Source organism: Nitrospira tepida, from assembly GCF_947241125.1.
Classification (GTDB): domain Bacteria; phylum Nitrospirota; class Nitrospiria; order Nitrospirales; family Nitrospiraceae; genus Nitrospira_G; species Nitrospira_G tepida.
This window is the reverse complement of record NZ_OX365700.1, coordinates 940784-953545: the sequence shown is the minus strand read 5'-3', so window position 1 is coordinate 953545 and position 12762 is coordinate 940784. Positions and strand designations below refer to the sequence as shown.

The 12762-nt window shown below is 62.0% G+C and carries 13 protein-coding genes; all 13 read right to left on the bottom strand.

All coding sequences use genetic code 11. The annotated features are described in order from the left end of the window. Positions 1-12: 12 nt before the first annotated feature. Entirely contained in the window at positions 13-2316 is a 2304-nt protein-coding gene (locus tag QWI75_RS04500; RefSeq protein ID WP_289267496.1) for a TonB-dependent receptor family protein, read from the bottom strand. 141 nt (positions 2317-2457) lie between these two features. Further along, a complete protein-coding gene (locus tag QWI75_RS04495; RefSeq protein WP_289267495.1) occupies positions 2458-2802 on the bottom strand; it encodes a hypothetical protein in 345 nt (114 codons plus the stop codon). Next, a complete protein-coding gene (locus QWI75_RS04490) occupies positions 2799-3374 on the bottom strand; it encodes a TlpA family protein disulfide reductase (protein ID WP_289267494.1) in 576 nt (191 codons plus the stop codon). The genes QWI75_RS04495 and QWI75_RS04490 overlap by 4 nt, the downstream gene beginning before the upstream one ends. Positions 3375-3393: 19 nt before the next feature. Further along, positions 3394-4668 (bottom strand): energy transducer TonB, encoded by a 1275-nt coding sequence (locus tag QWI75_RS04485; RefSeq protein WP_289267493.1) that lies wholly within the window; start codon positions 4666-4668, stop codon positions 3394-3396. Between the two features lie 17 nt (positions 4669-4685). Further along, entirely contained in the window at positions 4686-5960 is a 1275-nt protein-coding gene (locus QWI75_RS04480) for a sialidase family protein (RefSeq protein WP_289267492.1), read from the bottom strand. A gap of 122 nt (positions 5961-6082) precedes the next feature. Continuing rightward, on the bottom strand, positions 6083-6427 hold the full coding sequence (locus tag QWI75_RS04475; RefSeq protein WP_289267491.1) for a hypothetical protein: 345 nt from the start codon (positions 6425-6427) through the stop codon (positions 6083-6085). A 436-nt stretch (positions 6428-6863) separates the two neighbouring features. Then, entirely contained in the window at positions 6864-7889 is a 1026-nt protein-coding gene (locus tag QWI75_RS04470) for a transporter family protein (protein WP_289267490.1), read from the bottom strand. A 222-nt stretch (positions 7890-8111) separates the two neighbouring features. After that, positions 8112-9734, bottom strand: coding sequence for a YncE family protein (locus QWI75_RS04465; protein ID WP_289267489.1), 1623 nt, complete (start codon positions 9732-9734; stop codon positions 8112-8114). Positions 9735-9780: 46 nt separating this feature from the next. Beyond that, a complete protein-coding gene (locus tag QWI75_RS04460) occupies positions 9781-10137 on the bottom strand; it encodes a hypothetical protein (RefSeq protein WP_289267488.1) in 357 nt (118 codons plus the stop codon). Positions 10138-10153: 16 nt separating this feature from the next. Beyond that, complete coding sequence (locus QWI75_RS04455) at positions 10154-11218, bottom strand: transporter (protein WP_289267487.1); 1065 nt, start codon at positions 11216-11218, stop codon at positions 10154-10156. Positions 11219-11369: 151 nt separating this feature from the next. Beyond that, entirely contained in the window at positions 11370-11690 is a 321-nt protein-coding gene (locus QWI75_RS04450; protein WP_289267486.1) for a hypothetical protein, read from the bottom strand. A 2-nt stretch (positions 11691-11692) separates the two neighbouring features. After that, on the bottom strand, positions 11693-12256 hold the full coding sequence (locus QWI75_RS04445; protein WP_289267485.1) for a redoxin domain-containing protein: 564 nt from the start codon (positions 12254-12256) through the stop codon (positions 11693-11695). Between the two features lie 125 nt (positions 12257-12381). Then, a complete protein-coding gene (locus QWI75_RS04440; RefSeq protein WP_289267484.1) occupies positions 12382-12729 on the bottom strand; it encodes a hypothetical protein in 348 nt (115 codons plus the stop codon). Between the last annotated feature and the right edge of the window lie 33 nt (positions 12730-12762).

The window sequence follows — 12762 nt, the reverse complement described above, 5'->3', positions numbered from 1 at the left end:
GCGAGACTTGCGCTAGAACACGTATCGCACCGAGAGCCCGCCGAACACATTGCGGCCCACAAACGGACCGAAGGCCGGTGCATTACCCGGATTCACGGTGGCAAACGCGTAATTCGCGTCGAAAATATTCTCGAGCCTTCCGAACACCTCGATGCCCCAGTGGCGATCCAGCATCGTCTTGTAGCCGCTCTTGAGGCTCGTGACCGTGTAACTAGGATTTTTCTGGCCGTTCAATGGAGACGATGTTTCCAGATTGGTGTCGCTCAAGAAGTAGTCCGTCTGGTATTGCCATTCCACCCCGCCGAATGCCCCCGCCAGAACCCCGGTGAGCTGTTCGTACGTGAGATCGATAATCAGCCGGTGTTCCGGCACTCCGGGCAGCCGCCGGCCGGCCAGTTGCACCCCGTTGACCACATAGTCCCGGAAGCGATAGTCGGCGTAGGTATAGGCCATCTGAACGGTGACCGGCGGAACCGGACGGTAAGCCAGGCCGATTTCAAATCCGTCATGATCGCTCTTGCCGGCGTTGCGGAAGCACGGGGCGAAAATGCTGCATGGCCCGGTGAACCCGGTGTTGAATTGCAGCAGTTCATCCGTAAAATGCTGGCGATAGAGGGCGATGTCGTAGAACAGCTTGTCGCCGACCGCCCCTTTCACGCCGACTTCGTAGTTCGAGGACTTCTGGGGCGTGATGTTGGGATTCAACCCCACGCCGGTGGCGGTGGTAGGATTCCGGAATTCGGTTCCCGTCGGGGTTTCGAACGATTGCCCGAAGCTGAAATAAAAATTGGCCCACTTCACGGGGCTGTAGCGAATGCCCGCCAGCCCCGTCGTTTGCGCGAAATTGCGCCGCCCCGACCCGTTCACTCCGCCGAGCTGAAGATGGTCCTCCACCTTGAATCGGACTTGGCTGTAGCGCACGCCGCCGATGAGTTCGACGGTGTCCGTCAACTTGAATTCGTTTTGCGCATAGACCCCGTCTTGATTGATCCGCGCCTGTGAATATTCCTGAAGCGCCCCCGGCGATCCGAGCACATTCGCATAATTCTTGTTCACCGAGTTTTGATCCTGCCAGTCGTACCCGATGATGAGGCGGTTGTCATGGTCGAAAAGCGACACCGTGTTTGCGTACTTGATGAACGCCGCATTTTCGATCCTGGTGAGGGTGATCAGGCTGCCGGGAAAACAACACAGCGGATGATACAGATCGCGCGTCGCGAAGAACCCTGTGACGCTGATCTCCTGATGCTCGGTGAATTGATTCCGATAGGTCAGGGCCGGACGGAAGCGCTCATCTTTGCGGGCCGGCTGAAAGGCGGCATAAGGGGTCGTGGCCGGGAACAACGCCGGCGGGATCGGATGCGGGGTTTGCTGCTGTTGGCGGGGGTTGGTCTCAAACTCCGATCGAAAGAGATTGCCGGGAATATCCCCGTCCATCTGCCCATAGGTGACGACCAGCGACAGATCGGAATGATCGCTGAACTTGTATTTGAACTTTCCGAGAAACCGCTGATTGCGGGTAGTTGAATGGTCCCGATAGCCGCCGGAATCCAAAAAGGAATAGTTCCCCATCCAACTGAACTTGTCGCTCGCTCCGGCCGCTTTGAGTCGATACTTGTAAAACTCATACGCCCCGAAGACGAACCGTGGCTCGACATAGGTATTCCCTTGCGAACCCTCTTCCAGCACATAGTTGATCACCCCTGCCGACGCGTTGCCGTAGAGCGTGGAACTTGGGCCCCTCAACACCTCGACCCGCGCCACGGCGTCCAGATCAATCGGTTCCAGACGGGTTTGCCCGTCCACCTCGGTCAATGGAATACCGTCGATCAGGACTCGTATGCTCCGCACTCCGAACGTCGAGCGCACGCCGCTCCCTCGAATCGAAATGCGCACATCATCGGGACCGAATCGCCGCTCCGCCTGAACGCCGGGGACGATCCGTAGGGTCTCATCGACGCCCGTCGCCGGCCTCCCCTGGAGAATCTGTTTCTGTTCCACAACCGTGACCGCGCCGGGGACCTGAGTCACGTGTTTCGGCGTTCTTGTAGCGGTGATCGTGACCGGGTCCATCCGGACGAGTTCGTCGCTCGATTCCGGGTTCCGCTCCAGTTGCCGCTCATATTCCTGCAGGGTCGGCTGTTCACTGGCCCGCTCAGCCGTCCCGGTCGAGACATCACTCGATTCCCGTTCCGTCGCATGACCGACTGCGCCTGCCGCCGGCATCATGCTCCACCCCAGCAGAACCAACAGCATCCATCCAAATCCGCTTCGTTTCCGCTCGCCATCCGCTCCAACTCCTCGTAGGTCCTTCATGGTCGAAATCGCTCCTTCGCTCCCCAATCCCGGCTCTGCCTGTCTCGAAGACCAGACGCAGGGACCGGCATCCCTTGGCTCCGTGCGCAAACGTTCATCGGCACACCGATGACCGCAGGCCTTCAGCGTTGTGACGTTGCCTTACAGGACGGGGAGCCGGGGAGGCGCACGAGTCCGGCCCATGAGGTCAGACGAGCCGGCTGGAGGAAGGAAATCCTGCACCGGGAGCCGCAACAGGGCTGTCGCCGCAATAAGCTGAACCGGCGCGGCAGGAAGACTCGCGGTGGTGGAGATGTTGCAGGCCCAGAGGCAGAGGGCGGAGTGCAGGCCGCCGGCCGGCGCCCGCCCATCATGATGGTGAGCGTGGGTATCGCCTGAATGATGAACCAGCGGACAGAACGCGGCGGCAGCCAGGAGCAGCACATAGAGCACCACGCAGAGACCGGCAAGCCGACGCCATGGCTTGGACCCCGTTCGCGCGATCATTTCTGCCCCAGCGCCTGCTGCATGAGCGCCACGGCCGCCGCGCTGTCCCACTCTCTCGGCCCGACCGCGCGAGCGAGCACCGTGCCGTCCGCCGCAATCAAAAACGTCGTCGGCAGCCCGCGCACCATGAACGCGCGTGACACGTCCTGCTGTTCGTCAAAGAGCACGGGCAACGTCACCCGAAGCTGCGCCAGAAACCGCCGAATCCCGTCCGCCTGCACATCCGTCGTCATCGTCACCACCGCAAAGACGTTCGGATCGAGCTGCTCCCGCAAGCGTCCCAGGGAAGGCATCTCGTCCTTACAAGGTCCGCACCAGGTGGCCCAGAAGTTGAGCAGGACGACTTTTCCGGCGAAATCCTTGGAGCCCATCCTGCCGCCGTCCAAGGAAGGCAGGTCAAATGATGCCGCCGAGGTCCCGGGAGGGATCCGCGCCATTCCCATGGCCGTCATCGGATCCTCCTGGTCCCCCGCATGAGCCGGCCATCCCGACATCCAGAGGATGAGGCCAGCCGCGCAGAGGCTCCGCAGCGCCCAGGCTCCGACGCTTCGTTTCAATCTGCCGCCGCGCATCACGACACTTCCGGCCACATCAATTCGACAAGCTATAGACGATCGGCAAACTCACCACCACTTGCGGCCGGCCCAGGGCATGCTGCAAATGCAATGGACAGGCTTGGCGGACCGCTTCGAGCGCGGCCTGATCCAAGGCGTCGAATCCGGAACTCGTTTGGATCCGTAGATCGGCCAAGTTCCCGTCGGCTGTGATCACCGCGCGGAGGACGACTTTCCCCTCCCAACCGTTGAGCCGGGCGACGCTCGGGTAGCGCTTCAACTCCGCGATGCGGCGATAGAGCGACTCGGCCAGCCAGCGGTAGTCCGCCTTGGCCGCCGGTTGTGGCATGGCCGATTTCGCAACCACCGGATCGGTCTCCCGCCCGACCGGTTCCCGGGAATCACCGGCAGCCGACGCGGCTGCCTCCGGTACGGAATTCGGCGGTTGAGGTTCCGGCATCGCCGGGACAGATGTCGCCGCGGGAGTCGGGGGAGCGGCCGGCGTCTGTGGCGAGACCGCCGCCGACAGTTGTGCGGATGGCGCCGGTTCCGTCGCCGGCAGGCTGGCGGTCGGACTACTGTTAGGCGCTGCAAGCGCCGGCACACTCGTCTCCGGGCGCGAGACCGCTGACTGGTCCCTGTCGACGAGGGGCGTCGTGGCCTCAACCAGCGCGGCACGCTCCACCACAGTCGGAACTGGAGCGGCTGCGGGCTCTTCAGCGTGGCGGACCGCTACAGCGCGCGCCACCTCCGCCGGAGCTGTCGAGACCACGGCAGGCCTCGTTTCGACCCGCTCGATTACCGTCGCCGACTCCACCGGGACAGGCACCGCGGCGGTCTGCACCGGATTCGCCGACATCGCAGGAGTTCGCTCCTGCATCGGTTGTCGTTCACCGGCAGGTGCGCTCTCCGTCACGGGACGGATGGCCTGCCGCATCACCTCCTGAACAGCGTCCACTTGCTGAACGACCGGCTGGACCTGGCGCTCCATCTTCTCTTGCCTCTCCTGCCGATCCTGCTCCACCCTCGTCTCAACCCTCGTATGGACCTGCCTGGTCACCATGGTGGGTTTGGGAGGGGCGCTCTGTTGAACCGTTGGAGACGTCGGCGAGGGTTCGGCCGGCTGCGCAAGCGGTGGCGCGGAGTCGGACCTGTTGACGGCTTCGACCAGCGAAACCTCCCACTGAAAGGGAGCAGGGTCGGTCGGAGGTGTGACTTCCGCAACCAGGAGCAGGGCGACGCCGACGGCGCACAGGTGGAGCAGTGCGGACACCACCCATCCCGATATCCGGCATCGCGCGTCATACGTCATGAGAAATCCCGTTCGAGTCACGGCTTTCCGGTGATTCTCTCCAGATCAAGTTGCCCCTGTTGCACTAGGAGCCGGTTCATCGGGAACGTATGTTCTATCCAACTGAGCGCGACGCGACCGCTCCGATCAATGGCCACCGTCGGGTGCTCGGCCTTGGCTGCGGTACTCAGCTTTTTGAGCGGACCGAACGATCGGCCCCGATCCATGGAGATGCGCATGACGGTTTCCTTACGCACCCCAGTCAGTTCCTCCCACACGGCGACAACCGCCCCGTCGGGATGCACCGCCATCCGCAACTGATCGGGCACGGACGTCCTGGAGAGATGCAGGGAGACGGGATCCGTAAACGTGTTCCCTTGATCGTCGGACGTGGCCACCAACAGACGCGGCTGTTCGTCCGTCTCCTCCGTGTACCATCCCACATACATCCGGCCGAACCGATCGAACGCCACCGACGGCCCCCGGTGCGGACAGGCCGTGAAGACCCAGTTGTCCTTCCGGACAAGCCGCGGCCGATCAAAGGAACGGCCACGGTCGGCGGACTTGGCGACGACGATATCGCGCACGTTCCCGTCGAATACTTTCCGCCACGCGACCCAGAGCTGGCCGTCGGGAGCCACGGCCAGCATGGGACGGCAGCAGGGACAGGCCATGCCGTCGATCTGGAAATTGCGCTCAATCGAGCCACCCTGATCCGTGGATCGGGCAAAGAGGATTCCCGCTCCACTCCGCTCCTTGTTGCGCCCATCCAGCCAGGCCAGATAGACATCTCCCTCGGGAACGGCTGTCACATCTTCGAACGTGTGGGAGATCGGCAGCCCGTCATCATTGACCTGGACCGGGGAGTCGAAGGTGCGGCCGCTGTCCGTCGATCGGACAACCCGCAGGTCGGAGGCGAACATTGCTCCCGGCGTCCGGTTGGCCGACGACCAGGTTACGTACAGGCCGCCGGCTCCGACCGCGACCCCGGGGGACTGATGCACGGTGCTGGGCCCCTCCCCTTTCCTGTTGACCTGGGCAACGGCGGAAATGGCCGATCCCTCGACCTGCGCCAACTTGACACTCGCTCCTCCCTGCTGCTTTTCAAACCACGCCAGGTAGAGGAGGCCTCTCTGGTCGAATTGAAGAGCCGGTGGCGAAAGCTGGCCGGGGGTCTCGATGACGCTCAGCGGCCTCTCGAGCAGGGACAGACCCGCAGCCTCGGATAACTCCGCCACATCGGCCGCCGGCAACAAGCCGACGGTCCCCCTCAGCGACAGGAGAACACAAGCGGCAACCACGATGGATCGCATAGGGATTCCCCTTCTCAAAGGATGACACCTGTCCACGCCACCCGCTCGGATGGGGCAGAGCATCCTCACTATTTGTGATGTCTACGCGAGACACCTGGACATCGGATCTTGACAACCGCAAGCTAGACGGAATGACGAGACGGAGGGGAGCGGGAAGAGCCCTCGATAGCGAACAGTGAGGGAGCCGCGCGCTCCGGCAAGCACAACGCGCGCTCGGGAGCGAGTGAGACGCCAGGGAGGCCGAGGGCCACCCCCTCGGCCTCCTGCCCTGCGGCGCAGAGCCACGAACAGATCAGAGTGCCATGCGTGGCCACGCCATGGTGAAGATGATGCAGTGCGTGAGGAACGGTCGCCGGGTAGACGAGCGCCAGCAGCAGCACCAGACAACCTGCCAGCGTCGAGGCAATCAACAGGCGCCATCCATCGCTGATTGTCGCCACAAGGCGAGGCAAGAGAGGCTTCATCACGGTAGGGAATCGTAGTGAGAAGACGTCCTCACGTCTACCGATGCGTGCTCACGTCTGCTCACGCATGCTACAGATCGCGGGAGACCGTGGAACGGGATACGTGCTCTCATTGGCGCGGCATTCGTCGGCTTGTCGTAGCGGTGAACGCGTAATTGCAACAGAACCGCTCATGAATCATGGTTAGACATAATGATGTGACCCGCCCAATCCGCAAGACGTGGGCTATTATGCGTCAGCCCGCATTATTCATGATGGTTCGTCGCGTTGCACCCGTTGCATCGGGAAGAGCAACGGGTACCCCCAAGCACAGCCGGGAAGGACCAAGGCGTACTTGAAACAGTACGTCGAGGTACTGAACGGCGAGCACGCCCGCCGTCAGGCTCTGTCGCAGCGGCGAATCCGCGATTGCAGCAGAAGCGTTCATGAATAATGCGGGTTAGGAGCTGGAGAAGGAAAAGTAGCGCGTGATGCCGAAGGTATAGCTGGTGCCTTGAGCCAGATTGTTGTTCGCGTCACGCACCACCGGGACCTGGGCAAAGAAATAGGCTTGCCAACTCTCGCCGAGATTAAAGAGCACCCCCGGCGACACCCCGAACCAGGACGAGCCGGTATTGGGCACCGCCCGGTCCATGATCGGCTCCGTTCCAAGGCTGGCGCTCATCGTGTCATGGACCATATAGCGATAATTCACCTGTCCGGTAAGCACGAGCCAGGGAAACGTCACCAGGTTGAGACCCGCGTTCACGATAAACTCATCTCCAAACTGGTAGCCGTCGTTGTTCTTGAACGTGTGCCGGTAACTCGCGAAGGTGAATTGATTCAACCGGTGCGGAATCAGCTCATAGGTCTGATACAGGGACGGAATGAGACCGACGTTTCCGCGCCCCAGTTGCCCGGATGGCTCGAGCTTTTGCCCCAAGTTGTCGCGCGTGTCCGTGCCGCCCGTGGGAAGCTCCACGCCCAATCCGACGATCAGCATGCTTCGCAGGGTCGGCAACACATTGTACTTGGTGGTCACCCGGAGATCGCCGATGCCCTGCCCGACCCACTGATGCAATTCGGCGTCTCCTCCGCCATGACGATGGAAGTGCTCGTGGTGTCGGTTCAGCCAGGGCAATGTGACTTGCACGCCGAGTCTGTCCGTGATGCCGTAGTTCACATCGAGCGTGTAGCTGTTGGTGATCGTACCCAGCTCGCGATGGTGATTGGGAATGATTCGGCGGTTCTCTTGATCCGCTTCCGCGATAATGCCGTTCGACCCTGATGGCAGGGTCATGGGAGTGTAGCTATAAATAAAGTTCGCCGTGAGCAACCCATGCTGGGGAACCTGTTGTTGCGATCCGATCGTGACAAAGCAACTGACGGCCCCGCACGAGGCTTCCGCCTGACCGATTGGAACGAGACCGGAGCCGATCACACACCCCAGCCAAACCCAGATCATCCGAGACAATCGATCACGCATGGTCCCTCCAGAATATTTCCTGCGCTTCCCCAATCGGGGTTCCAATACCACAACCACAGCGCTCATCCCACAGCCAGCCGATGCAACCTGACCCTGTAACAGAGGGTCCTCATCTACTTCAACAGTCATCTGACCGGACACCTCGCGCCGGATAGAGGGCACCCGCCTCCGCAGGTGCTCTCTATCCTCACCCCTCCATACTGCGCAAAACCAGATAGCCGCCTACTCAGGCATCCCGTGGTCGTCGAGCCGCTCCGGAAGACCGGCCTCGCCTCCGGAGGGCCTGACCGCCTCTGCGGTGGCGACGTTCCCGCTGCTCACGGCCCCGTTCACATAGGCCATTACCGCTCCCGGATTCAGGCCCACGGAAATCGACGCCCCCGCCGCGTTCGTCGAGGCATTGATGATCGTGACCGACCCGGGCGTCCCAACGGTCCCGTTGGACACCACCACATCGGAGGCGGCGCCCGCCCCCTTCACCACGACATCGAAGCTATGGCCCGTGGCGGCGGGCAAGGTCACTTCCGCCAAGGGGCTGATCGCGGCGGGGAATCCGGACGGGTCGAACACGAACAGCCGGTCTTTCTTCTGAGCCGCCGCCTGGGCGCCGTTCCCCGTCGCCGTGTTGGCGGCGACCATGTAGAGGCGCTTCCCATCCGGCGCAAACTTGAAGGTGGAGGGGACCACATCGGTCAGAGCGGCCACCGGTATGATCGTGAGTGGACTGCCCGCCGTCACATCGACCACCGCCAACCGTCCGATAATATGGGCCGAGTCGGTGGCGAGGTCGGTCCCGCGCAGCAAGAGAAACCGCCCGTCAGGCGTGATGCCGAAGGCCGTATAGGGGGTTCCGGCCAGATCGAGCGTCCGGGTCATCGCATAGGACACCGGGTCAATCTCGACGATGGTCTTGTAGCCTTCCTGAATGCTGTAGACCTTGCCCGCGGCCTGCGACCAGCGGATGCCGTGCGGGTTGGACTTGTTAGGCGTGTTCAGGACGTTCGACTGGTTGGCGTTCACGTCGCAGGCGGGCTGGGGCGGAGTCTGGGCGGCTTCTCCGGCATCCGTGCAGAGATCGATGCGATGAATGAGCGTCCGGAACTGTGCCGACGCCGGCTCGTTGTCGATCACGGCGATTTCGCCGGCCGTCGTGCTGGAAATGAACACCCGCTTCGGAATGCCGGGGGTCGTCGCGGTCGGTTGTGAAAAGGCGGCCACCTTGTGGCCAGCCCCAAGCAAGCAGATCGTCTTCTCAACGTGAGGCGGATTCCCGCCCGGCCCCAGATGCGAGTTGTGCAGAATCGTGACCGACCCGCCTCCTGAGGTAGCGCAATTGATGTTATCCACCCCGGTCGTCGCATTGCCGTCGTTCATCGACCAGATCACTTCCTTGTCGGTCGTGTCCGCATAGATGTGCACGGGCCGTTCGCCGGTCGGGAGATTCGCCTCGTGAATCGGGACAGCCCCGCTCAGCGGATCGATGGTGGCGACCTTGTTGCCGACTCCCAGGTTGACGAAAATCCATTCCTCCTTGGACGTGATCATGTCGCCCAGGGCGTTATTCTCAAAATTCGACGCGGGCATGGTGGTAATGACCGGATTGTTCGCGCCGTTGAGCGCGATCACTGACATGGTTTTGTCATCCCGGTTGTTCACGAACGCGAGCGGCGTGGTGAGCCCGGCGCTGCCGCTGGATGTCGCGGTCGAGGCCGGGTCGTCGCTGCCGCCGCAGCCCGTCATCGCGGCCAATCCGGCGGTCAATCCGACGAACAAGGCCATCGATGCCAGACGGCGGCCATGATGAAGGTCCTGTGACTTGACTGAATCTGATGCGCGGTTCCTCATGGATGTATCCTCCAAACTGAACGGTCAGAACGATGGTGGTAATTGATCAGGCTGACAAAGTGGCGCATAGGACCGCCGTTGGAGGGCCGCGGTTCTCAAACGCGTCGAGGAAGGATGCGCGCATGTCGCTCGCTGTTCTGTCGGCGGAAAATCCGGCTTGGGCCTGGGCCACAGGCCATTCGGGCAACCTGACGCTCAAATCCTGGCCATAGGCCGCACAGAGCCAGGTACAGAGCCCGCCCCCGTGCATCGCGGCCTTCTCTACCCCATGCGTGCAGAGACCGGCTTGGAGCGAGAAACCCAGGCCGAACCATGCGAGAAGAAAGAGAATGAGGATGGGGACAAAGACGGACCGGGAGACTCGCTTCGCGGGACTCCGGCTTTTCCAAATCGACTGCAGCATCAGGCCCCTCGGAGCGTCAAAACGGCGTCGGCACGTTGAAGGTCTTGGTGATTCCACCGACAAAACTCAGTTGCTGTTCCAGATTGCCGTTGAAATCGCGAGCCACGGGAATCTGCGCGATGAAGTAGGCCGAGGCATAACCCCAGAGATTCAGGAGAATGCCGGGCGAATAGGCCAGATAGGTCGAGCCGGTCGTCGGGACCTTTCGATCGATGATATTCCCATCCAGCAGAATCGTCCGGCTGAGCACCGGATCGAAGGCATAGAGCGCGGCTTCCATGCTGTCCTGCTGCACCCAGCGATAATTGACCTGTTGGGTCAGGACCAACCAGGGCGTCGATTCAAAGGGGACGATGTTGAATCCCAGGCTCAGGTTGAGCTCGTCTCCGAATTGATACCCGTCGGGGTTTCTGTAGGTATGGCGATAGTTGGCCAATGCAAACTGATTCAGGCGATGGGGGATGATCTCGTAGCTCTGATAGAGACTCGGCACAACCCCCACGTTCCCTCGTCCGATCTGCAAGGTCGATTCCGCAAGCTGCCCCGTGCTTCCGGTCTGACGATAGTCTCCGGTCGGGATATCGACGCCCAGCCCGAACACGACCATGCTGCGCAAGGTCGGCAGGACGTTGTACTTCATCGTGACGCGGATATCGCCGATGCCGCGGTCCGCGTAAGGAGCGGAGGTGCCGAGGCCGAGTTGCGCATCGGCATGGACGAACTTGTAGGGGATCGTGACCTGCAATCCCAATCGATCCGTTAGACCGTAGTTCATGTCCAGCGTATAGGTCCGAACAAGCGTCCGGATCTGGTTGACGTTCAGGTTGGCCAGGATCAACTGCTTGTTGCCTTGGTTCGCAAAGGGGATGCTGCCTCCCTCGCCGGGCGGCGCTTCGGAGGGCGTGTAGTTGAAGATGCCGTTGACCGTGAGCAAGCCCTTTTGCGGGACCTGTTGCTGCGAGCCGATTACCACAAAACAGCTCACGGCGCCGCAGGAGGCCTGGACGAGAGGGGCCGGTCCCATGGCAAGGGTCACGCCGGCCAGCAGCACTCTCAGATGTGTTCCGGTGCACCGCTTCATGAACGTATCCTTTCCTCGGCAGGCGCTCCTTCCTTTCCTCGATCAGAGGCGCCGAAAAAGATTGGTGTGCGTCAGCCGCCGCACGAGGGCCTCACACCCAAAAGATGGGCGCGGAGGACCAGCGCGGAACAGAGATGTCCAAGAGATTGACTTATACGTTCAGGAAGCGGGGAGGGCCGCGGGAGAGAAACGACTGGAAGGTCGGAAGCGGCGGAAGAACCGCCACCGTCTGTTCGGCGGAGCCGACCGGGACCGAAAGGGCGGGATCGAACGTGACCGCGACCTCGGCCGTCTGGCCGGCGGCGCAGAGCCAGGAACAGAGCCCGGAGGCGTGCGTCGTCGCATGGTGGTGCGCATGGTGCTCGGCGTGATGCAGCTCGTGCGGCACCGTGGCCGGATAGACGGCTCCGCTCAGAACCAACCAGCCGAGCGCCAGACAGACGGCGACCGTTTTCGTCACGGAGGCGGGCATGATTAGTTCGCGTCGGCGGAGGAGGCCTGGAGGTTCCCTCGGCTCTGAATCCGGTCGAACACGTCCTGAATCTTTTGCTCGGTCAGCAGGCTGCCCTTCACATATTCTTGGACCGATCCGTTGCCGTCGATGAAGACGCTCACCGGCAGCCCGAACACGCCGTACAGATTGGCAACCTGGTTCTTGCTGTCAAGGAGGACGGGGAACGTGTGGCCATAGTCTTTGATGTGTTGCCGGACGCGGGCTTCATCCTCCAGCTCGTTCACGGCCAGCACCACCAACCCCTTGTCTTTCAAGCTGTCATAGGCATTCTGCATGGCGGGCATTTCCGTCGTGCAGGGCTTGCACCAGGTCGCCCAAAAATTCAGCAACACGACCTTGCCGCGGAACTCGGCGAGACTCCTGGGTTTGCCGTCCAAGTCGAGAAGATTGAAGTCGGTCGCAGGCATCCCCACGGCCGGGACGCGGGACCCCATGCTCCAGGCCCCTTCTCCTGAACCAAGTACCAGCAGACCCAGCATGCAAAGGATGGCCGGGGTCATCAGCCTGAATGCCGTCGTCTTCATAAAGAACCTGTTCCGTTTCTTGTCGCGTTCCCTCGCAGGAGGTCGCGACCTGAAGGAGTACCATAAGCGGACGGCCCGGCCGCCACTGGGCGGACTGCGCCGTCCGGAATGAACGTGTGTGAAGCTCAGACGGTGGGTGGGGCGCGGGACGAAACGGAAAGCAGGTCAGGATGGTCCGGATTCACGCTGACGAGCGACTCCAGACGATCAACCGGGTCATATCGGTGCGCGATCGGAGCGGCAGCACCTTCCACTCCCTGTCCGGCTGCACAGAGCCAGGAGCAGAGCGCCGTCCCGTGCGTGCCCGCGTGGTGCTGGGCATGGTGCATCAGATGGGGAACAGTCGCCGGATAAAGGAGCGCAGCCAGCCCTACCAGCGCCACGACGAGACCGAGCGCGGTCGCGCGGCGAGCCAGGCCGCGCGACCGGGCGGCGGCCACTATGAAGGATCGTGACAGGAGGTACGTAAACATGCGCCCTGATGCTAAGAATTCCGATGGTCCCCT